Source organism: Campylobacter sp. 2018MI10 (assembly GCF_018501175.1).
Classification (GTDB): Bacteria; Campylobacterota; Campylobacteria; order Campylobacterales; family Campylobacteraceae; genus Campylobacter_E.
In genome coordinates, this window is the sequence record NZ_JAHCZD010000002.1 from 1 (window position 1) to 18,915 (window position 18,915).

Below are 18,915 nucleotides of genomic sequence, written 5' to 3' on the forward strand. Positions count from 1 at the left end.
AGTGAATGATTTAAAACTTATATATAAGAAAGTTTTAAATGGCTCTTGATCACTTGTTTAGATATCAAAGATTGACGTTGAAATAATTGATATATTTAAAATTAACAATAAAACTATTTAAAATAACAAGTTTGATAACTGAAGTTATGCAAACGAAAGCCTGAATTATATACAGCAAAACTTAAAGTATTCTTAAATATAAAAATATTTTTTAAAAAAATTGAAAAAAATGAAAATTATTTGGAAAAATAGGGAAAGTTGGGAGAATTTAAAAAATACAATTTAAAAACATTAAAAACTAAAATTAGTGAAGATAGTTTGTAGTTTTGGTGGTTATGTGGTGAGAGTTAGGTTTGAGAAATTTGAAATTTAGTAAGAAAATAAATAATAATTTTGAATAATATAAAAAACATTACTTGAATTATTTGTATAAAATATTTTAGATAAGTTAATTTTACATAACTTAATGGCATTATATATTTTATAAGATTATTAAGTTATATAGCTAAATTATAATAAAATATCTAAGTTTTAAAATAGGAATTTATATTTAGATTTTATTCCAAATATAAATTATCTTTAGTTTTTTTAGCAGGTTCAATATTTTTTGAATTAGGTAATTCTAAATTATCTTTGCCCTTTATATAAGCTATAATATTATCAATATCCTTATTTGACAATTTATTTGCATATCTTTGCATAACAAATCTTGTTTTGCCTCCAAAATCTTTATCGTTTTTGTAAGATTTTAACATTGATTTTAAAGTAGATGCTGAATGAGTGTTTAAGGATTTAAATGTAGTGCTTGATTTATCTCCTAAATCTCCATGACAAGAATTGCATTTATGAATATTTATAAAAAGTTCTTTACCTAAATTAATATCTAAATTATCACTAAAAGTATAATTTAATAAATCATCTGTAGTCACTGCATTTATAGAATTTATAATACATAAAAATAATAAAATTTTTTTCATTCTAAGTCTTTAAAAAGCTAGGCTTAAAGCCTAGCAATTAATTAAAATGTATATTTAGCTTGGAATCTGATTAAACTTTCTTTTTTCTTATCAGACTTATCAAGACTTAATTTGTTATCTTTAGTAATACTTACTTCAGTAGCATCTTTAGTTTCTGCGTAAGCATAGAATGCTGAGAAGTTTAGTTTGTCGCTGTATTTGTAAGATAGTTGTGGCTTAACTTCAAATAATTTTTCTTTATTGTTAACAATTTTATTTGTTCCGCTAATAATATCAACACCAAATCTTACATCTTCAAATGTATAGCCAATTGTTCCGAATACGAAATCTTTTTTACCAAAACCACCTTGGTAGTCTTTCATTACGATTTCGCCGTAGTTGATTAATTGACCTTCATCTTCTACAGTATTAAGAGTTAATTTATCTTTTTTACCATAACCAGCATAACCTACATTGAAGTCTAAGCCGAATGCATCAAAGCCAGCTTCTGCTGCATAGAAGTTACCATTAGCTGCTGTTTCACCTTTTCTATCTTTTTTAAGGCTATTGCCTGCGTATTGAGCGTGAATATTGTATGCGAAATCATCTTTATCGCCTAGAGCAACATTGAAATCTACTGCATAGAATGTGCCCCAGCTAGCCATATTTGAAACCCATAATTGAGCTGCTACTGGGTCAAAATTAGCAATTGCTGCTATACCATAAAGGTTCTTACTTGTAGCGTATTTATTACCTTCTTCATCTTTAACAAATAAAACACTACTTAAATCTCCATCATTGTTATAGTTATCAAATGCATAAGCTGCTAAAGTTACATTTTCAATGCTGTTATTTACTATTTTTAATCCTGTTCCTAGTAAATCATCAGTCCAAATTGAACCGATTTCCATTCTACCGAATATGAATGAAGTATCGTAATTTGTATAAGTTAAATAAGCATCTCTTACATTAAAAGTTTTTTTATCATTTAAATATGCTGAATTACCAAAAGAACCATCAGTGTTTGAATATTGGAATAATGCTGTAGCTTTAAAATTATCAGCGATATCAGCACCAAATTTTAATTGAACTTTATATAAATGTCCGTTATCTTCTGATCTATCTATTTTCGTAGTAACTGAATTGTTTTTTATTTTTTCAGAATTTGTATCGTATCTATATCTTAACATTCCTGATAGGTCTACATTTTGAATAGCTTCATCTAAAGCAACTGCGTTCGCGAATGAGAACGAACCCGCAGCAACAACTGCTGCTAAACTTAATTTAACTAATTTCATTTTTTCTCCTTTTTTTGTAAAAATGTAAGGGAATAGTAGCATAAATTTTGAAAATTAAGCTTAAAGTTATATAAATTTTTAAAAAAATGTAATTTGAATTATTCTTAAAAAAGGAAAACCCCTTGATTTCTCAAGGGGTTTAAGTCTCTCAAGGAGTAAAAAACTAGTCTAAGTTGCGATGATTTTAAAGAAGCTAGGTTAATACTTAGTAAAAGTATTTATAGTAAGATTATTTTTTTAAACAAAACGAAAGAGCTATAATGAAAATTAAAGAATATTTACAAAAACATATAGATAAAATATATAAAAGTTATTGCAAAAAATCAGTATTTACTAACTATAAAATAATAGGAGTTAGAAATAATAAGCTTAAAAGGTATGCAAAAACTATAATTAAAAAGTATGATTTAAATGATTATTTATCAAATACTAATTTTAATAGTTTTGATGAAATGCAACTTTATATACATGTGCTAAATGAGTTAGATGATTATGATTTAGTAGTTAAGAATTTAAAAATAATATTAAAAATCATAGATAATTGGTGTAGTTGCGATACTATAAGACCTAAGTGTTTTGATAATAATCTTGATAAGGTAGAACAAATCATATGCGAATGGATTGAATCTAGCGCAATATATGAAAAAAGATTTGGGATTTTATGTTTTATAAGATATTTTAGCAGTGATACCACAAAATTAGAAAAAATATTTAATATAAAAAGTCAAGAATATTATGTAAATATGGCTAGAGCTTGGTATTTTACAGAACTTTTAAGTAATAATTTTGATGAAACTTTTAATTTTTTAAAAATTAAAAAATTAGATAATGAAACTTTATCAATGATGTTTCAAAAGATAAGTTATAGTGCAAAAATATCAGCAGAGAATAAGATTTTATTAAAAGATTTAAGAAAGTAATATGTTTTAAATAAGTAAAAATTAAATATGATTTCTACTTATTTAAAATTCTTTAACTTAGCTACTAAAATATCGCAAAATTCATCAAAATTAGCTCTATAATCTTTTAAATCCCCTAATTGCTTACCCCACATACATTCAGGATAAAATCCATCATCACTAAATCTAGCCATTATATGCCAATGAGCTTTAGGAAAGTAGTTAGCAAATGAAGCGTGATTAATCTTAGTTGGCTTATAAAAACTAATCATTTCTTTTTCTATAAGCATAGCAATTTTAAAGATTTTTAGGCTTGTTTCTTCATCATTACTAAGTTCTTTGTATTCGTCTTTTGCATGGATTTCTAGCCACGGGATAGAACTCTCGTGGCGTTTAATATAGCAAAAACTATTTTCATAAATCATACTTCAAAATCCCAAAAGAAACTAATCCATTCTTTAGCTTCTTTTACACAAAATTCAGGTTTTATAATAGCGCTTGGCTTATAAAAAATAACAGCAAGTTTAACTTCTAAATGTGGGTAAATTTCTAAGATTTTTTTACGAATTGCATCAAGACTTTCACCACTATCTACGATATCATCAATGATTAAAACTTTTTTAGCTTTACTTAAATCAGGAATATTAGTAATTTCAATAGTATCTAATTTTTTTTGCCCATCATAATGAATACTATTTAATACAAAAGCATTTCTGCTTTTAAGCGCAGTTGATAATGCGTGAGTAAGTGTAAGACCACCACGAGCAACACCTACAAAAGCGTCTGGGTTGAACTCATCTTGAATGCGTTTTGCAAACGGCTCAAAGTCATTTTTAAATTCATCGTAAGTATATTTATACATAGTTTTACCTTTTAATTAAATTTCATAAATTGTAGCAAGAACACTGCCATACAAATAATAGAGATAACGATTATACCACTACTTAGCTTATTAAATTCTTTTCTTAATAATCTAACTAATACATAAGAAATAAATCCAAAAGCAATACCTGTAGTAATTGAGTAAGTAAATGGCATCATAATTACTGTAAAAAACGTAGCAACACTATTTGCAGGGTCTTTAAAATCAATATTGCTAACTTCCATAAACATTAAAATTCCAACCATTATCAAGATAGGATAAATAGCATTAACAGGAATTGCTTGGAAAAATGGTAAAAAGAATATGCAAAGACAAAACATTCCCGCTAAAAATATATTGCTAAGTCCTGTTCTAGCACCACTTTCTATACCAGCACTACTTTCTACAAATGCAGTTGCGGTTGATGTGCCAATAACTGCTCCGATACAAGTTCCTGCCGCGTCTGCTATCATAGTTTTACCTAATTTTTTATCTCCACTATCATCAAGAGTTCCGTCTGATTTTGTTTTATTTTTAAATATTCCGCCCCTAATTCCAGCACCAGTAATCGTGCCTATACTATCAAATAATTGAGTTACAAAAAGTGTCATTACTGCAGGTAATACCGATAAACTTAAAGCACTCATAATATCAAGTTTTGCAAAAATACTCATAAGCCCATCTTTTTCACTAAAATTTGGAATTGCCACAAATTCACTTGGTAATTTTGCTCCACCTATTCCAAAAGTCCAAGCGATAATACTACCTATTAAAACCGCTAAAATAAAACCTGCTTTAATCTTCCAAGCCCAAAAACAAACAATTAAAAATAATACAAATAAACAAAATAACACATTCGGGTCTGCAAAATTACCTATTTTTAAAAGAGTTACAGGATCAGCCGTAACAATATGAGCCTGATTCATCCCCATAAACGCTAGAAAGCACCCAATACCAGCACTTATAGCACGGCGAAAATCTTCAGGAATGCTTTTTAAAATAAAAATACGAAAATTTGTAAAAGAAAGAACTAAAAATATAAAACCACTTATAAAAACAGCACCTAAAGCAGTTTCAACAGGAATTCCTTGACCTTTGCACATTGAAAATGTAAAAAATACATTAAGCCCCATACCTGTACTCATTGCTATTGGAGAATTTGCAAAAAGTCCTGTAAATGCAGTTGCTATTATAGTTACTAAAGCAGTTGCTAGCATTAAAGCTTCTACACTAAGCCCTGTATTGCTTACTATAAAAGCATTAGTTGGAATAATATAAAGCATTGATAAAAATGTTGCTAAAGCACCATTAAACTCATTTTTAACACTTGTATTGTTTTCTTTTAACTTAAAAAAGTCCATTTTTTTCCCTTATAAAAAAATATTTAGCGTAAAGCACCTAAGATTAAACACAATAAGATTAAAAATTCTAGCTCATAGCAGTATCCTTTTGTTTGTAGTAAGAAATTATTAGATTAAATTGTTTGAAAGTATATTTTTTGCAATCATATATTAATTGCATAATGAGTTTGAATGATGTTTTTAAAATGGAGCTAAAAACATATAAAGAATTCAATCAATATTCCTTAATCTCATTGTATAAACTATCTCTTTCTATTGGAATTAAATTTGATGTTTTGATATTGTCTATGAAGTCTTGTAGCGTAATGCCATTAGCACTTTTTGCACCACCTGCACTTTGGATATTTTCTTTTTCTATTGTTCCATCAAGGTCATTTGCTCCGTATTCTTGAGCCACCATTGCAAGGTTTAACCCTAAAGTCGCCCAATAAGCTTTAATATGAGAAATATTATCTAAAACAAGCCTTGCTATTGCAATAGTTTTTAGAATTTCTATACTTCCAAGCGGTTTTAAATCCTTTAAAAACGAATTGTCTTTTTGCCATACTAACGGAATAAAAGCATTAAATCCTTTGCTAATATCTTGTTGTTTTCTTAGTCTTAGCATATGGTCAATTCTGTTCTCACGACTTTCAATGTGTCCAAAAAGCATAGTTGCATTACTTTGTTTTCCTTTTTGATGCCATAGCCCATGAATCTTAAGCCAATTATCAGAACTAACTTTGCTAGCACAAAGCTCATTTCTAACTTTTTCATCAAAAATTTCAGCACCGCCACCCGGCATAGAGTCAACTCCATATTCAAGCATTTTGTCAATTACTGCAGAATAATCTCCATCAAAAAAACTCTTTGCAATAAAATTAATTTCAGCAGCTGTCATTGCTTTAATATGTAAATGTGGGTATTTATCTTTAATTTTTCTAAAAATCTCAAAATACCATTCCCAACCACCTTTTTTATTGTGAGCTGAAACAATGTGTATTTCTTTTGTCCCACGAGTAACGGTATCATCAACTATTTTTAAGATTTCTTCGTGTGTTAGATGATATGGATTTGGATTGTGCCTATGAGCTGAAAATGCACAAAAAGCACAAGTATCAACGCACATATTTGTAGGATTTATGTGACGATTACAATTAAAATAAACTTTTTTTCCGTGAAGTTTTAATCTCTTTTTATTAGCGTAAAATCCTAAGACTTGCAAATCTAAATCGTATAACTTATAACAATCTTCTTCGCTTAATCTTTTGCCTTCATCTAACGCTTCTAAAATATCCATTTACCATCCTTAAAAAAGAAAAGTGATTATATTTATCTTTGTTTAACAACTTACTATAAATTAGCGTAATTTTTATTATTAAAGGATTAAAAATGTGCGGAATTGTTGGGTATTTAGGACAATTAGAAAAAAAAGAAATTATACTAAACGGCTTAAAAGAGCTTGAATATCGTGGATATGATAGTGCTGGTATGGCTGTGTTGGAAAAAGACGAATTGAGTTTTTTTAAAAAAGCTGGAAAATTAGAAAACCTAGCAAATTTTATGAAAAATTTAAACTTTAATGATGAAGGTGTAGCCATAGGTCATACTCGTTGGGCAACTCACGGAAAACCTGATGATACAAATTCCCATCCACATTATGGCGAATATTCTTGCGTAATACATAATGGAATTATAGAAAATTATAAAGAAATAAAAGAAGAACTAAAAACCACACATTTTAATTCGCAAACAGATACAGAAGTAATTGTTCATTTATTTGAAAAATACGCAAATACTTTAAGTCCTGAAAAAGCTTTTAGTGAAGTTATTAAAAAAATTGATGGAGCTTATGCAATATTACTAATCACAAAAAAAGCTCCAAATACTATATTTTTTGCTAAGAAAAACGCACCACTAATAATAGGAAAAGGCTCAAATAATAGTGAGTTTTATATGGCATCTTGTGATGCTCCATTGGTTGGAATTTGCAAACAAGTTGCTTATTTAAACGATGGGGATTTTGGCTTTTTAGATAAAAATGGAATTCATTTGTTAAATGGTGTTGTTGAGTTTAAAGAATTAAATTGTGATAAAGAAAGTGCTTTAAAAGATGGATTTGATACTTTTATGGAAAAAGAAATCTACGAGCAAAGCCAAATCGTTCAAAATATATTAATAGGAAGAATTATTAATGATAAAGTATGTTTTGATGAATTAAAGAATTTAAATCAAGACTTTAGTAAAATCATAATTTGTGCTTGTGGCACTAGCTATCACGCAGCATTAGCATCTAGCTATATTTATGAAAGAAGTGCTAATATTGAATGCCGTGTAGAAATAGCAAGTGAGTTTAGATATAAAAATGGCTTTTTAGATAAAAACGCTTTATTCGTTTGTATATCTCAAAGCGGCGAGACAGCTGATACTCTTGAAGCTTTAAAAATAGCAAAAAATGCTGGGCTTAAAACTTTAGCATTATGCAATGTTGATAATTCAAGCATAGCAAGAGAAGCTGATTATTGTATTTTAATTCGTGCAGGGATTGAAAAAAGTGTAGCAAGCACTAAAGCATTTTGCGCTCAAATGCTAAATCTATGGCTACTAGCATTGTATTTAAATAAAAATCCTAATTTAGATATTAAAAAAGAATTACTTGCTATTAAGGATTTATCTAATGTATTAAAAGTAAATAAAAATACTCACGATAAATTAAAACGCTTAAGCAAAAGATACTTACACGGACACGGATTTTTCTTTATAGGTAGAGATTTATTTTATCCTTTAGCACTTGAAGCGGCATTAAAATTAAAAGAAATAAGCTATATGCACGCAGAAGGCTATGCAGCAGGAGAGATGAAGCATGGTCCTATCGCACTTGCTGATAGCGAATTATTTACAATTGCATTTATGCCAAAAAATATTTTATATGATAAAACTCGCTCAAATGTCTTAGAATTAAGCGCAAGAGATGCAAATATTTTAGCAATTTCTCCTATTGAGTTTAGTGAAGCTGATGATTTTATAAAAACAAGCGAACAAGAACATTATCTAAGCGAATTTTTTGAAATGATGGTAATTATGCAATTATTTGCACTAGAAATTACAAATCGTGTTGGTGCAAATGTAGATATGCCAAGAAATCTAGCAAAAAGCGTAACGGTTGAATAAAGAATTTAAATTAGGATAATTTCCTAATTTAAATTCCACAATTTTTATTCATTTATAGCATTTAAGTGCTGTTCTATTTCATCAAGGCTATTTGTATGAAAATTTCTTAATTTTATATTTGAATAAAATAAGCCATTGGTTTTGATTTTTAAAATTCTCTTTTTTCTTTTATAGCTTTTAATATCGCTTAGTTTTATGTATTTTGTAAAAAATATAAATCTAACTCCAATTCTATCTTTATACAAAATCACTTTAATTATAGGCATATCATAAATATAAATCACAAGCAAAATTGAGAAAAATATGCCTAAATAAACAAAACCTGCTTTAAAAGCTCCTTGTGTTATTGCAATAATCAAATAAATAAATACAAAATACAAAACACTGCTAAAATCTAATTTAGATTTAATTATTTTCGCATCCATAATTTACTCATTAATTGATAAAATCTCGGCTCTTCCATTTACAATAGCTACGCAGTGTTCATAATGAGCAGTATTTAACCCATCTGCTGAAGCAGTTTCCCACATACCTTTTAGATTTTTAGGTCTTCCATCTTTTTGACAAATCATAGGCTCTATACAAAATACCATTCCATTTTTAATCTTTGGACCATTTTTAATACTATCATTTGGGTGTAGATAGTTTGGTATTTCAGGCTCTGCGTGTGGTTTTCTACCAATGCCGTGTCCGCAAAATCCTTCTAGTGGAACAAAACCACGAGAGCGAATAAAGTCTTCTAAAATCTTGCTAAGCTCTTTAAATCTCATACCATCTTTAATATTACTTATTGCATTTAGCAAACAATCCTTGCTACAAGCAATTAATTCTTCATCTTTTTTAGAGATTTTGCCAACACCATAAGTCCTAGCAGCGTCTCCATAATATCCATCTATGAAAGTTCCAACATCGCAACTCACAATATCGCCTTCTTTTAAAACTCTATCATCAGGAATTCCATGAATGCAAGTTTCATTAAGACTAACACAAATTGCACCCGGAAAACCATAAAGCCCTTTAAAAGCTGGTTTTGCACCAAGACTTAAGATATAATCTTCTGCAGCTTTATCTAATTCTTTTAAAGAAATTCCTGGTTTTATTAAAGTTTCAAGATAATCTAGCGTTTTTGCAACCATTTTATTAGCTACTCTTAATTTTTCTATTTCTGCTGGTTTTTTAATTTCTATCATATTCATCCTTTCTTACTTTATACCCCAAAAATACAAGCACTAAGGCTATTATAAATTGAGAGATATTATCTTTATTAAAACCCACATAGTCTAACATTGAAGCATTAATTATAATTATACCAATGGCTGAATAAAGAAATATTTTAGTTAAAACCCCAGTATTAGCCATTCTTGTGCAAGGACATTTTCTACTAAGTCTTTCTATTTTTTCATTTTTTGGTGATGCTTTTTGAAAAAACCAAGCCATCAAACCAAAAAATACTAAAATTAATTCTATTATTAACATTGCTTAATGTATCTTATCCAAGAATCAAAATGTGGTTTTTCTAAACTAACTTTTGTTTGATTTCCATGACCTGGTAGTAAATAAAAATCATCTTTTAAATTCTTTGCTTTTTCAAGACTATTTACCATATCATCAGCATTTGAGAACTCAAAATCCCATCTGCCTATACTTCTTTCAAATAAAAAATCCCCACTAAAATAAACATCATCAAATTCAATCATAGAACAACCTGGAGTATGACCTGCAAAATGATGAAAAGTAAATTTTAAACCATTAAACACTAATTCTTCTTTGTCTTCAACGGCTATTGCTATATCATCGCTTGGCAAAAAACCATAAAAAGGATTTTTTAACATAAATATATCATCTTTTGGGGTATATAAAGGAGCGTTAAATTCTTGTGCTACTAATTTATTGTCCCATATGTGGTCGTGGTGTCCGTGAGTGTTTAAAATCGCTAGGACTTTGCTTGAGTTTTCTTTAATAAAACTTAAAGCACCTTTGCCTGGGTCTATTACAATATCTCCTAATTCGTGCTTTACAATATAACAATTTGTAGCGTAATCTCCACAAGGTCTTACTAAAATCTCATACATTTTTAATCCTTTCATAAAAATCTTTTAATATCTTAGTATCTTTACTAGCTCTAAAATCAATTATAATTTCTGATTTAAAATCTTTATTAAAAAATTTATCTTGCATAGTTTGTGCTAAAATTTTTGCTGGGTCAATCAATGTGGCTTTAGGAAAATAAGTTTTAAATTCTTGCTCTAAAAATGGATAATGAGTACAAGCATAAAGAATATAATCATAATTATTTTTATTAAAATAATTTGCAAAATCTTCACTCGCTTTAGAATAATCCATGCTCTCAACAATAGGAACAAAAGAAATAGGACTTATAAAATCAGCTTTTATATTATATTTTTTACAAGCGTTTTGATAAAGCCCTGAGCTAAGAGTTGCTTTTGTAGCTACTACTAAAGAATTTTGATTATTAGCAATTTGGCTAAGCCCTAAAATACCATAATCACTTATAGGAAGAACTTTAATAGCTACATTTAGCTCGCTTAAAATTGAGCTAACTGTGTTACAGGCTAAAATAATCAAATCTACATTTAAACTTGTTAAATAATCAATTGCATTTTGACCGATTTTTAAAATTTCTTCTTTGCTTTTAGTTCCAAATGGGACATTTTTATTATCAGCATAATAAATTATTTCTTTTGCTACACGGCTTTTTACTAATAATTTTAAAGTTCCAAGCCCACCTACACCACTATCAAAAATTGCTATTTTATTTAGCATTTATATACCTTCTTGCATCTAAATATCTTGTATTCCAATATCTTACATTAAGGCTTTGAATTCTTGTTCCACCTTTTGAAGATAAATGTATAAAATTGTTATTTTCAAGATAAATTCCAACATGTAAGCCAAAAGGTCCATCTGTTCTAAAGAACACTAAATCTCCTGCTTTAAGCTTAGATTTTGAAACTTTTTTACCACCTAATCTTTGCTCTTTTGTACTTCTACTTAGATTAAATCCATATACTTGTTTATAAATCTCTTGAGTAAAAAAAGAACAATCCGCACCTTTGTTTTTATTAGTGCCGCCAAGTCTATAAGGAGTGTATCTCCACTCACTTGAAGAATTTAAAATACGCTCTACATTTTTATTTGTTTGTTGTACTTTTTCTATATCCAATTTAGTATCAAAAATAGCATTAGGAGTAAACATTTGTGCTGGATAATTAGAATAAACATCATCAATTAATACTACACCATTGATTTTATTTTGATAGTTTTCATAGTTATTGTTGGCTATATTTTGCGAACAAGCCACAAAAAATATAGCCAAAATAATCGGCAAAAATATTTGCCTATTTATAATCATAAGCCTACTGCACTTAAGGTTTGATATTTATTCACATACATTTGAGCTTCAATTTTTCTCATTGTATCAAGTGCTACCTGAACAACAATTAAAACTGATGTTCCACCAAAATAAAATGGAACTCCCATAAATTTAGCTAAAAGCCAAGGAAGCGTAGCGATAATTGCTAAATATATTGAGCCACTTAATGTCAAGCGACTTGCAATTTCATTTAAATATAAAGCTGTTCCTTCTCCTGGACGAATACCTGGAATAAAACCACCTTGTTTTTTTAGGTTTTCTGAAATATCTTTTGCATTAAATGCAATTGATGCGTAAAAATATGCAAAAAAGATTACAAAAAAGAATGTAAAAATATGAAATACATAACCATTTGGATTGAAAATATCATTAATTTTCATAATGTATTCATTTGTACTTGATTGTAAAACAGTAGCAGGAAATGTCAAAATTGCACTAGCAAAAATTGGAGGAATTACACCACTTAAATTTAATTTAATAGGAATATAATTCATAATTCTTTTATTTTGATTTTGCATTAAAACTTTTCTACTATAAGAAATTGGAATTCTTCTTTCTCCCAATTCTACATAAATAATAGCACCAATAGCTGCAATAATAACTAAGGCAATACCAATTACTACTAAGAAATTTAATTCACCAGTATTTACAAGGTTAATTGTGCTAGAAATCGCACTAGGAATTCCCGAAACGATACCAGCAAAAATAATTAATGAAATACCATTGCCAATACCTCTTTGAGTAATTTGCTCGCCTAACCACATAAGCAACATAGTTCCAGCTAACATACTAGCAGCGCTTAAAGCTATAAATGTATTAAAATCAATCATAATAGCAGCTTCACCTGTTCTTGAGTGTAAGCTTTGAAGCCCTACTGAAACTCCAACACTTTGAATTAAAGTAATTACAATAGTTGCTACACGAATAATTTGCATATATTTAACCATTCCATCGCGTTCTTTTTTCATACGACCGATATTTGGAAATGTTGCTGCAAGTAATTCCATAATAATTGATGAAGTAATATAAGGCATTATACCTAAAGATATGATTGATAAACGCTCAGCAGCTTTTCCACTAAACATATTAAACATACCTAAAGCATTATTTGTGTTTGATTCAAAAAATTCTTTAATTACATCTACATTTACGCCAGGAACTGGCACGTAAGCCAGTATCCTGTAAGCAAATAAAAGCGCCAATGTTATAAAAATTTTATTGGCAAGATTTTTATTCATTATTTACTTCCGCTAGTTTTAATGTTTTCGTCTTTGATTTTTGCTACTAATGAACTAGCACTTGCGCCAATTAATTTTATTTTCTTAACGCTTGAAGAAAATTTATGAACACTTTTTAAGCTTTCAAAAGTAATTTCTTTTAATTCTTTAATAGCTGTAACTTTTTCAACATTAATTACATAAGGTTTTTCAAACTTAGAAGTAAAACCAACTTTAGGTAATCTTCTTTGAAGTGGTTGCTGACCACCTTCAAAACCTCTTTTTTCATTATAACCTTTTCTAGCTGTTTGACCTTTACCACCTTTTGTAGCAGTTTTTCCCCAGCCAGAACCTTGACCACGGCCTATTCTTTTTGTTTTATGAGTAGAGCCTGCTGCTTTTTGTAAATTTTCAAGTCCCATTTTTTATCCTTTCAACATACTTAAAGCTTTGATTGTAGCTCTTACAACGTTGCCTGGATTTGATGAACCAAGTGATTTTGTAAGAATATCTTTAATACCTGCAAGTTCAATAATTGGACGGCTTGAACCACCTGCGATAACTCCAGTACCTTCGCTAGCAGGTTTTAATAAAATACGGCTTGCATTGTATTTTACTTCAATATCGTGTGGGATTGTTTGGCCACGAAGTTTAACTGAAATGATATTTTTGAACGCATCATCTACTGCTTTTTTAATAGCATCAGGAACTTCTTTAGCTTTACCATAACCAACACCTACAAGGCCATTTTTATTACCTACAATTACAAGTGCTGTAAATCTAAAGCGGCGACCACCTTTAACAACCTTTGTAACTCTACCGATATCAACAATTACTTCTTCAAATTCTTCTCTATTATATTTTTCCATAATTTATCCTTATAGTTTGATACCGTTTTCTCTTAAAGCATCAGCAAAAGCTGCTACAACACCATGGTATAAATAACCATTTCTATCAAAAACTGCTTCTTCAATTTTTGCCGCTTTTAAGCTTTTTGCAAATTCAGCTGCTAATTTCTTAGCACCTTCAATATTTGCTTTAATGCCTAATTTTTTACCATTTACGCTAGCTATTGTGTGAGCTTTTACATCATCAATTGCTTGAACATAAAGCGTTCTATTTGATTTAAAAATAGATACTCTTGGTAAAGTTGCACAACCGCTAATTTTTGCACGAATTCTCTTTTTTCTCTTAATTCTAAGAGATAATTTTCTTTTTAAGATATTTGCTCTCATTATTTATCCCTTACTTCTTAGATGTTTTACCAGCTTTGCGAATAATACGCTCATCTGAATACTTAATACCTTTACCTTTATATGGCTCAGGTGGTCTAAATTCACGAATTTTAGCTGCAACTTGACCTACTACTTGCTTATCAGCACCTGTAATTACGATAGTATTTTTCTCAACTGCTATTTCAATGCCTTCTGGAGCATCAAAAATTACTGGATGTGAGTAACCTAAAGCCATTTCTAAAGTTTTACCTTTCATTGCAGCTTTATATCCAACACCATTTATTTCTAATACTTTTTTAAATCCTTGAGTAAGACCTATTACTATGTTATTAGCTAAAGCTCTGTAAGTTCCCCAATAAGCTCTTGAACTTCTATCATCACTTTTTGGAGTGAATACTACTTGATTATCTTTAACTTCTACATTTACATGGCCTTTAAAATCAAGTTCTTTTTTTACATTTCCTTTAGTAAAACTAAGAACATTACCATCTACTTTAGCTGAAATTCCAGCTGGAATTTCAATTGGTTGTTTTCCTATTCTTGACATATTTTTCCTTTTTATTTGTCTAGGGAAAGCTTAAGCTTTCCGAATGCCATAAAAAGCATTAATTACCAAATAGTGCAAAGTACTTCGCCACCGATGCCTTCTTTATAAGCAACTTCATTGCTAATAACACCTTTGCTTGTACTTACAACTATTGTTCCATAACCGTTTTTAAATCTTTTGATTTCATCTTTACCACGGTAAACTCTACGACCAGGTTTGCTAACACGCTTTATTTCATTAATAACGCTTTTGCCTTTTTCATCATATTTTAAAACTACATTGATGAATTTCTTTTTATCTTCTTCAACAACGCTATAATCTTCAATATAACCTTTCGCTTTAAAAATATCAACAATAGATTCTACAACTTTTGAATGTAGTAATTTTGTTGTATCTAATTTACGAAGTGCTGCATTTCTAATACGAGTTAGTGAATCTGAAATTAAATCGTTAATCATAACTTCTCCTTACCAGCTAGCTTTCTTAAGACCAGGAATTAATCCTTCATTAGCCATTTTTCTTAGGCACACACGGCAAATTCCAAAATCTCTATATACTGAGTGTGGACGACCACAAATTTGGCATCTTGTATAAGCTCTAACTTTAAACTTAGCTGGACGAGCAGCTTTTGCTATCATTGATTTTTTTGCCATATTACTTTCCTTTTGTGAAAGGCACACCGAATAATTCTAATAATCTTAATGCCTCTTTATCGCTATTTGCTGTTGTTACAACATTTATATTCATACCATGGGTTCTTAAAATTTGGTCATATACAACTTCAGGGAACATTAATTGTTCATTTAAACCGAAGCTATAATTTCCACGACCATCAAAACCATCTCTACTTAGGCCTCTAAAGTCTTTAACTCTTGGTAATGCAATAGAAATTAACTTATCTAAAAACGCATACATATTGTCTTTTCTTAAAGTTACCATTACACCAACAGGGAAACCATCTCTTACTTTAAAACCAGCAACTGATTTTTTAGCTTTAGTTACAACTGCTTTTTGTCCTGAAATTAAACTAATTGTATCAACAATGCTTTGTAATACTTTTTGATCTTTAGTAAATTCAGCACCTAAACCAACGCTAATTACAATTTTTTCAATAGCAGGAATTAACATAGGATTTTTAATATCAAATTCTTTAGCAATAGCAGGCTTAATGCTATTAACATATTTTTCTTTTAATCTCATATTATGCCTCCACCTTTGCTACATTTGAAATATCCATAGGCATTTCCTTATTTACAAAACCACCTTGTGGATTTTGTTCGCTTGGTTTAACTGCTTTCTTAGCAATTTTGCAACCTTCAACGATTACTTGATTTTTCTTAGGAAAAACTGCCTTTACAACACCTGTTTTACCTTTATCATCACCTGCGATAATTTTTACATTATCACCTTTTTTAATTTTAAATTTAACAGCCATTATAAAACCTCCGGAGCTAGTGAAACAATTTTCATAAAGCCACCATATCTTACTTCTCTACCAACTGGCCCGAAAATACGAGTTCCAACTGGCTCTCTTTTAGCATCTAAAATAACTGCTGCATTTTCATCAAAACGAATTAATGAGCCATTTTCTCTTTGAACTTCTTTTTTAGTTCTTACGATTACAGCTTTAACTACTTGACCTTTTTTAATTTTACCATTTGGTAAAGCTTTTTTAACAGATGCAACTATAACATCACCTACAGTAGCATATCTTCTCTTGCTACCACCTAATACTTTTATACACATAATTTCTTTTGCGCCGCTATTATCAGCAACTACAAGCCTTGTAAAACTTTGAATCATTACTCAACTCCTGCTGCTAAGATTGTTTTAAGACGAAAAGATTTGCGTTTTGACAATGGTCTGCATTCAATTGCCACAACTGTATCGCCAACATTAGCAGTATTTTTTTCATCATGAACTAAATATTTTTTAAAGCGTTTTACAATCTTTCTATATCTTGGGTGAACAACTTTACGCTCAACTAGAACGCTAACTGTTTTATCACCTGATTTTGCAACGATTACGCCTTGTATTTCTCTTTTAAAACTCATAATTAGCCCCTTATTTCATAGCTGATATTGCAGTATTGATTTTAGCAATATCTTTTCTTACTACGCGAAGCTCATTTGTATTTGTAAGCTGCATCGTTTTAAGCTTTTGTTTTAGTGTAAATAAAAGCACCTTTTTCTCTTTTAACATAGCATTTAATTCTTCTGCTGTTTTATCTTTTAGCTCAGTATATTTCATTTTCACTCTCTCTTGTAACGAACTTAGTTTTAAATGGTAATTTACTCATAGCAAGTGCAAGAGCTTCTCTAGCCATATCTTCACTAACGCCTGTCATTTCAAAAAGAATTCTGCCTGGTTGAATATTCATTACCCATTCTTCAACACTACCTTTACCTTTACCCATCCTTGTTTCAAGTGGTTTTTTAGTTAAAGGTTTATCTGGGAATACTCTTATCCATGATTTACCTTGTCTTTTAACATGACGAGTTAGAGCAATACGAGCTGCTTCAATTTGGCGTGAATTAACTCTACCACCCTCAGTAGCTTTTAAAGCATAATCACCTAGAGCAAGTTTTGTGCCACGGCAAGCATAGCCACGATTGCGGCCTTTCATCATTTTTCTAAATTTTGTTCTTTTTGGCATCAACATAATTATTTACCTCTTCTGGTTCTTCTTGTCTTCTTTGCTGCTGGCTCTTCAGTTTTATCAGCTTGAACACCTTTATGTAATACCTCACCTTTGAATATCCATACTTTAATACCTATGTTTCCATAAGTTGTATGAGCTTCAGCAAAACCATAATCAATTTTTGCTCTTAAAGTATGTAAAGGCACACGACCTTCAAGATACCACTCTGTTCTAGCCATTTCAGCACCACCTAAACGACCTGCAACGCTAACTTTAATACCTTTTGCTCCTGCTTTTTGTGCATTTTGAATAACTTTTTTCATAGCACGGCGGAAAGCAACACGCTTTTCAAGTTGAGTTGCAACACTTTCTGCTGCTAATTGAGCTGATGCATTAGCACGACGCTCTTCTTTAATATTAAGATTTACTTCTTTATTGATAATTTTTTGTAGTTTTGTTTTAATTACTTCAACATCACTACCTTTTTTACCAATGATAATTCCAGGACGAGCTGCAACTACAGTAACTCTTAATTTCTTAGCAGTTCTTTCTATTATTATTTGACTAACGCCTGCATAGTATAGCTCTTTTTTAAGAAAAGCACGGATTTTATAATCTTCGCCTATGCTTTGTGCTAAACTAGCTTTAGCTGGAAACCATCTTGATTCCCAATTTCTATTAATTCCTAGTCTAAGACCGATCGGATTTACTTTTTGTCCCATTTTAGCTTTCCTTACTTTCAGTTTTTGCTCTGCTTACTTCAACCATAATATGAGCAGTTGGTTTTCTAATGCGACTTGCACTACCTCTTGCTCTTGGTCTAATTCTTTTTAAAACTGCACCTGCATCAACACGGCATGAACTTACTACAACTTCACTTGGCTCATATCCACCATTTGCAACAGCACTTGAAATTGCATTAGAAATGTATTTTGCTGCTTTATTTGGCATAAATTTTAAACTAGCCATTGCTAATTCAGCATTCATTCCTTGAACTTCTCTTGCTAACAATCTTGCCTTAGTTGGTGATAGTCTTATGAATTTAATTAATGCTTTACTCATCTACTACCCCTTATTTTCCAATTTTCTTCTGCACAGAACCTTTGTGGCCTTTAAATGTGCGAGTTGGTGCAAATTCACCTAATTTATAACCTATGTGATTTTCAGTTACATATACTGGAATAAAGCTTTTACCATTATGAACGTTAAAAGTAAGACCGATCATATCAGGAGTTATAGTGCTTCTTCTTGACCAAGTTTTAATTGGTTTATTATCGTTAGCTTTTTTTGCTGCGATAACTTTTTTCATAACATGAGAATCAACAAAAGGACCTTTTTTTAATGATCTAGCCATC

Annotated in this window: 30 protein-coding genes; 2 read left to right on the plus strand and 28 right to left on the minus strand. The window is 30.0% G+C overall.

The genetic code is table 11. The features are described 5' to 3' along the window. Window positions 1–557: 557 nt before the first annotated feature. Together KJR01_RS01030 and KJR01_RS01035 are read right to left on the minus strand one after the other, a co-directional pair. On the minus strand, window positions 558–977 hold the full coding sequence (locus tag KJR01_RS01030; RefSeq protein ID WP_214116020.1) for a c-type cytochrome: 420 nt from the start codon (window positions 975–977) through the stop codon (window positions 558–560). Between the two features lie 41 nt (window positions 978–1,018). After that, on the minus strand, window positions 1,019–2,254 hold the full coding sequence (locus KJR01_RS01035) for a major outer membrane protein (protein WP_214116022.1): 1,236 nt from the start codon (window positions 2,252–2,254) through the stop codon (window positions 1,019–1,021). 260 nt (window positions 2,255–2,514) lie between these two features. On the opposite strand from KJR01_RS01035, the gene KJR01_RS01040 reads away from it, so the two are divergent. Then, window positions 2,515–3,174 carry a DNA alkylation repair protein gene (locus tag KJR01_RS01040; RefSeq protein ID WP_214116023.1) on the plus strand — a complete coding sequence of 220 codons (660 nt, stop codon included), beginning with the start codon at window positions 2,515–2,517 and terminating at the stop codon, window positions 3,172–3,174. Between the two features lie 38 nt (window positions 3,175–3,212). On the opposite strand, the gene KJR01_RS01045 is transcribed toward KJR01_RS01040, so the two are convergent. The 4 genes from KJR01_RS01045 to mqnE form a co-directional block, all read right to left on the minus strand. Then, the gene (locus KJR01_RS01045; RefSeq protein WP_214116025.1) at window positions 3,213–3,578 is read right to left on the minus strand and encodes an HIT family protein; all 366 of its coding nucleotides are present in this window, start codon (window positions 3,576–3,578) and stop codon (window positions 3,213–3,215) included. Then, window positions 3,575–4,015, minus strand: a complete 441-nt coding sequence (locus KJR01_RS01050; RefSeq protein WP_214116028.1) for a phosphoribosyltransferase — start codon at window positions 4,013–4,015, stop codon at window positions 3,575–3,577. The genes KJR01_RS01045 and KJR01_RS01050 overlap by 4 nt, the downstream gene beginning before the upstream one ends. Window positions 4,016–4,026: 11 nt before the next feature. Beyond that, complete coding sequence (locus KJR01_RS01055; RefSeq protein WP_214116030.1) at window positions 4,027–5,376, minus strand: NCS2 family permease; 1,350 nt, start codon at window positions 5,374–5,376, stop codon at window positions 4,027–4,029. A gap of 214 nt (window positions 5,377–5,590) precedes the next feature. Then, on the minus strand, window positions 5,591–6,655 hold the full coding sequence (mqnE, locus tag KJR01_RS01060; RefSeq protein ID WP_214116032.1) for an aminofutalosine synthase MqnE: 1,065 nt from the start codon (window positions 6,653–6,655) through the stop codon (window positions 5,591–5,593). A 92-nt stretch (window positions 6,656–6,747) separates the two neighbouring features. Between mqnE and glmS the strand changes: the two genes are divergently transcribed. Continuing rightward, window positions 6,748–8,526 (plus strand): glutamine--fructose-6-phosphate transaminase (isomerizing), encoded by a 1,779-nt coding sequence (gene glmS / locus KJR01_RS01065; protein ID WP_214116034.1) that lies wholly within the window; start codon window positions 6,748–6,750, stop codon window positions 8,524–8,526. Window positions 8,527–8,570: 44 nt separating this feature from the next. Here the strand turns inward: glmS and KJR01_RS01070 are convergent, their stop codons facing one another. The 22 genes from KJR01_RS01070 to rpsS all read right to left on the minus strand — a co-directional run bounded on the left by KJR01_RS01070 (window position 8,571) and on the right by rpsS (window position 18,914). Then, entirely contained in the window at window positions 8,571–8,951 is a 381-nt protein-coding gene (locus KJR01_RS01070) for a hypothetical protein (protein ID WP_214116037.1), read from the minus strand. A gap of 3 nt (window positions 8,952–8,954) precedes the next feature. Continuing rightward, the gene (gene map, locus KJR01_RS01075) at window positions 8,955–9,716 is read right to left on the minus strand and encodes a type I methionyl aminopeptidase (RefSeq protein ID WP_214116039.1); all 762 of its coding nucleotides are present in this window, start codon (window positions 9,714–9,716) and stop codon (window positions 8,955–8,957) included. Continuing rightward, window positions 9,703–10,002 carry a hypothetical protein gene (locus tag KJR01_RS01080; protein WP_214116041.1) on the minus strand — a complete coding sequence of 100 codons (300 nt, stop codon included), beginning with the start codon at window positions 10,000–10,002 and terminating at the stop codon, window positions 9,703–9,705. The genes map and KJR01_RS01080 overlap by 14 nt, the downstream gene beginning before the upstream one ends. After that, a complete protein-coding gene (locus KJR01_RS01085; protein ID WP_214116043.1) occupies window positions 9,996–10,598 on the minus strand; it encodes an MBL fold metallo-hydrolase in 603 nt (200 codons plus the stop codon). Before KJR01_RS01085 ends, KJR01_RS01080 begins: the two co-directional genes overlap by 7 nt. Continuing rightward, window positions 10,591–11,310, minus strand: a complete 720-nt coding sequence (locus KJR01_RS01090) for a glutamate racemase (RefSeq protein ID WP_214116045.1) — start codon at window positions 11,308–11,310, stop codon at window positions 10,591–10,593. The genes KJR01_RS01085 and KJR01_RS01090 overlap by 8 nt, the downstream gene beginning before the upstream one ends. After that, window positions 11,300–11,899: an NlpC/P60 family protein gene (locus tag KJR01_RS01095; RefSeq protein ID WP_214116054.1), complete on the minus strand. Its 600-nt coding sequence runs from the start codon at window positions 11,897–11,899 to the stop codon at window positions 11,300–11,302. The genes KJR01_RS01090 and KJR01_RS01095 overlap by 11 nt, the downstream gene beginning before the upstream one ends. Continuing rightward, window positions 11,896–13,158: a preprotein translocase subunit SecY gene (secY, locus tag KJR01_RS01100; protein WP_214116056.1), complete on the minus strand. Its 1,263-nt coding sequence runs from the start codon at window positions 13,156–13,158 to the stop codon at window positions 11,896–11,898. The genes KJR01_RS01095 and secY overlap by 4 nt, the downstream gene beginning before the upstream one ends. Next, window positions 13,158–13,559: a 50S ribosomal protein L15 gene (gene rplO / locus KJR01_RS01105; protein WP_214116065.1), complete on the minus strand. Its 402-nt coding sequence runs from the start codon at window positions 13,557–13,559 to the stop codon at window positions 13,158–13,160. Before rplO ends, secY begins: the two co-directional genes overlap by 1 nt. A gap of 3 nt (window positions 13,560–13,562) precedes the next feature. Continuing rightward, window positions 13,563–14,006 (minus strand): 30S ribosomal protein S5, encoded by a 444-nt coding sequence (gene rpsE / locus KJR01_RS01110; protein ID WP_214116067.1) that lies wholly within the window; start codon window positions 14,004–14,006, stop codon window positions 13,563–13,565. 9 nt (window positions 14,007–14,015) lie between these two features. Then, window positions 14,016–14,372 carry a 50S ribosomal protein L18 gene (rplR, locus tag KJR01_RS01115; protein WP_214116069.1) on the minus strand — a complete coding sequence of 119 codons (357 nt, stop codon included), beginning with the start codon at window positions 14,370–14,372 and terminating at the stop codon, window positions 14,016–14,018. 10 nt (window positions 14,373–14,382) lie between these two features. Continuing rightward, the gene (gene rplF, locus KJR01_RS01120) at window positions 14,383–14,919 is read right to left on the minus strand and encodes a 50S ribosomal protein L6 (protein WP_214116071.1); all 537 of its coding nucleotides are present in this window, start codon (window positions 14,917–14,919) and stop codon (window positions 14,383–14,385) included. Window positions 14,920–14,981: 62 nt separating this feature from the next. Continuing rightward, complete coding sequence (gene rpsH, locus KJR01_RS01125) at window positions 14,982–15,377, minus strand: 30S ribosomal protein S8 (protein ID WP_214116073.1); 396 nt, start codon at window positions 15,375–15,377, stop codon at window positions 14,982–14,984. Window positions 15,378–15,386: 9 nt separating this feature from the next. Continuing rightward, on the minus strand, window positions 15,387–15,572 hold the full coding sequence (locus tag KJR01_RS01130) for a type Z 30S ribosomal protein S14 (protein ID WP_172234194.1): 186 nt from the start codon (window positions 15,570–15,572) through the stop codon (window positions 15,387–15,389). A 1-nt stretch (window position 15,573) separates the two neighbouring features. Further along, window positions 15,574–16,119 (minus strand): 50S ribosomal protein L5, encoded by a 546-nt coding sequence (rplE, locus tag KJR01_RS01135; RefSeq protein ID WP_214116075.1) that lies wholly within the window; start codon window positions 16,117–16,119, stop codon window positions 15,574–15,576. A gap of 1 nt (window position 16,120) precedes the next feature. After that, entirely contained in the window at window positions 16,121–16,354 is a 234-nt protein-coding gene (rplX, locus tag KJR01_RS01140; RefSeq protein ID WP_214116077.1) for a 50S ribosomal protein L24, read from the minus strand. Next, on the minus strand, window positions 16,354–16,722 hold the full coding sequence (gene rplN / locus KJR01_RS01145) for a 50S ribosomal protein L14 (RefSeq protein WP_214116086.1): 369 nt from the start codon (window positions 16,720–16,722) through the stop codon (window positions 16,354–16,356). Before rplN ends, rplX begins: the two co-directional genes overlap by 1 nt. Then, a complete protein-coding gene (gene rpsQ / locus KJR01_RS01150) occupies window positions 16,722–16,973 on the minus strand; it encodes a 30S ribosomal protein S17 (RefSeq protein ID WP_214116088.1) in 252 nt (83 codons plus the stop codon). Before rpsQ ends, rplN begins: the two co-directional genes overlap by 1 nt. A 10-nt stretch (window positions 16,974–16,983) precedes the next feature. Then, on the minus strand, window positions 16,984–17,169 hold the full coding sequence (rpmC, locus tag KJR01_RS01155) for a 50S ribosomal protein L29 (protein ID WP_214116089.1): 186 nt from the start codon (window positions 17,167–17,169) through the stop codon (window positions 16,984–16,986). After that, entirely contained in the window at window positions 17,156–17,581 is a 426-nt protein-coding gene (rplP, locus tag KJR01_RS01160; protein ID WP_214116091.1) for a 50S ribosomal protein L16, read from the minus strand. Before rplP ends, rpmC begins: the two co-directional genes overlap by 14 nt. 2 nt (window positions 17,582–17,583) lie before the next feature. After that, a complete protein-coding gene (rpsC, locus tag KJR01_RS01165; protein WP_214116093.1) occupies window positions 17,584–18,282 on the minus strand; it encodes a 30S ribosomal protein S3 in 699 nt (232 codons plus the stop codon). Window position 18,283: 1 nt separating this feature from the next. Continuing rightward, on the minus strand, window positions 18,284–18,622 hold the full coding sequence (gene rplV, locus KJR01_RS01170) for a 50S ribosomal protein L22 (RefSeq protein ID WP_214116095.1): 339 nt from the start codon (window positions 18,620–18,622) through the stop codon (window positions 18,284–18,286). Window positions 18,623–18,632: 10 nt separating this feature from the next. Then, entirely contained in the window at window positions 18,633–18,914 is a 282-nt protein-coding gene (gene rpsS / locus KJR01_RS01175) for a 30S ribosomal protein S19 (protein ID WP_214116097.1), read from the minus strand. Between the last annotated feature and the right edge of the window lies 1 nt (window position 18,915).

What these genes read in the sequence shown, in the direction of transcription:
- KJR01_RS01030 (WP_214116020.1), bottom strand. Translation starts at nt 977, where the DNA reads ATGAAAAAAATTTTATTATTTTTATGTATTATAAATTCTATAAATGCA.
- KJR01_RS01035 (WP_214116022.1), bottom strand. Translation starts at nt 2,254, where the DNA reads ATGAAATTAGTTAAATTAAGTTTAGCAGCAGTTGTTGCTGCGGGTTCG.
- KJR01_RS01040 (WP_214116023.1), top strand. Translation starts at nt 2,515, where the DNA reads ATGAAAATTAAAGAATATTTACAAAAACATATAGATAAAATATATAAA.
- KJR01_RS01045 (WP_214116025.1), bottom strand. Translation starts at nt 3,578, where the DNA reads ATGATTTATGAAAATAGTTTTTGCTATATTAAACGCCACGAGAGTTCT.
- KJR01_RS01050 (WP_214116028.1), bottom strand. Translation starts at nt 4,015, where the DNA reads ATGTATAAATATACTTACGATGAATTTAAAAATGACTTTGAGCCGTTT.
- KJR01_RS01055 (WP_214116030.1), bottom strand. Translation starts at nt 5,376, where the DNA reads ATGGACTTTTTTAAGTTAAAAGAAAACAATACAAGTGTTAAAAATGAG.
- mqnE (WP_214116032.1), bottom strand. Translation starts at nt 6,655, where the DNA reads ATGGATATTTTAGAAGCGTTAGATGAAGGCAAAAGATTAAGCGAAGAA.
- glmS (WP_214116034.1), top strand. Translation starts at nt 6,748, where the DNA reads ATGTGCGGAATTGTTGGGTATTTAGGACAATTAGAAAAAAAAGAAATT.
- KJR01_RS01070 (WP_214116037.1), bottom strand. Translation starts at nt 8,951, where the DNA reads ATGGATGCGAAAATAATTAAATCTAAATTAGATTTTAGCAGTGTTTTG.
- map (WP_214116039.1), bottom strand. Translation starts at nt 9,716, where the DNA reads ATGATAGAAATTAAAAAACCAGCAGAAATAGAAAAATTAAGAGTAGCT.
- KJR01_RS01080 (WP_214116041.1), bottom strand. Translation starts at nt 10,002, where the DNA reads ATGTTAATAATAGAATTAATTTTAGTATTTTTTGGTTTGATGGCTTGG.
- KJR01_RS01085 (WP_214116043.1), bottom strand. Translation starts at nt 10,598, where the DNA reads ATGTATGAGATTTTAGTAAGACCTTGTGGAGATTACGCTACAAATTGT.
- KJR01_RS01090 (WP_214116045.1), bottom strand. Translation starts at nt 11,310, where the DNA reads ATGCTAAATAAAATAGCAATTTTTGATAGTGGTGTAGGTGGGCTTGGA.
- KJR01_RS01095 (WP_214116054.1), bottom strand. Translation starts at nt 11,899, where the DNA reads ATGATTATAAATAGGCAAATATTTTTGCCGATTATTTTGGCTATATTT.
- secY (WP_214116056.1), bottom strand. Translation starts at nt 13,158, where the DNA reads ATGAATAAAAATCTTGCCAATAAAATTTTTATAACATTGGCGCTTTTA.
- rplO (WP_214116065.1), bottom strand. Translation starts at nt 13,559, where the DNA reads ATGGGACTTGAAAATTTACAAAAAGCAGCAGGCTCTACTCATAAAACA.
- rpsE (WP_214116067.1), bottom strand. Translation starts at nt 14,006, where the DNA reads ATGGAAAAATATAATAGAGAAGAATTTGAAGAAGTAATTGTTGATATC.
- rplR (WP_214116069.1), bottom strand. Translation starts at nt 14,372, where the DNA reads ATGAGAGCAAATATCTTAAAAAGAAAATTATCTCTTAGAATTAAGAGA.
- rplF (WP_214116071.1), bottom strand. Translation starts at nt 14,919, where the DNA reads ATGTCAAGAATAGGAAAACAACCAATTGAAATTCCAGCTGGAATTTCA.
- rpsH (WP_214116073.1), bottom strand. Translation starts at nt 15,377, where the DNA reads ATGATTAACGATTTAATTTCAGATTCACTAACTCGTATTAGAAATGCA.
- KJR01_RS01130 (WP_172234194.1), bottom strand. Translation starts at nt 15,572, where the DNA reads ATGGCAAAAAAATCAATGATAGCAAAAGCTGCTCGTCCAGCTAAGTTT.
- rplE (WP_214116075.1), bottom strand. Translation starts at nt 16,119, where the DNA reads ATGAGATTAAAAGAAAAATATGTTAATAGCATTAAGCCTGCTATTGCT.
- rplX (WP_214116077.1), bottom strand. Translation starts at nt 16,354, where the DNA reads ATGGCTGTTAAATTTAAAATTAAAAAAGGTGATAATGTAAAAATTATC.
- rplN (WP_214116086.1), bottom strand. Translation starts at nt 16,722, where the DNA reads ATGATTCAAAGTTTTACAAGGCTTGTAGTTGCTGATAATAGCGGCGCA.
- rpsQ (WP_214116088.1), bottom strand. Translation starts at nt 16,973, where the DNA reads ATGAGTTTTAAAAGAGAAATACAAGGCGTAATCGTTGCAAAATCAGGT.
- rpmC (WP_214116089.1), bottom strand. Translation starts at nt 17,169, where the DNA reads ATGAAATATACTGAGCTAAAAGATAAAACAGCAGAAGAATTAAATGCT.
- rplP (WP_214116091.1), bottom strand. Translation starts at nt 17,581, where the DNA reads ATGTTGATGCCAAAAAGAACAAAATTTAGAAAAATGATGAAAGGCCGC.
- rpsC (WP_214116093.1), bottom strand. Translation starts at nt 18,282, where the DNA reads ATGGGACAAAAAGTAAATCCGATCGGTCTTAGACTAGGAATTAATAGA.
- rplV (WP_214116095.1), bottom strand. Translation starts at nt 18,622, where the DNA reads ATGAGTAAAGCATTAATTAAATTCATAAGACTATCACCAACTAAGGCA.
- rpsS (WP_214116097.1), bottom strand. Translation starts at nt 18,914, where the DNA reads ATGGCTAGATCATTAAAAAAAGGTCCTTTTGTTGATTCTCATGTTATG.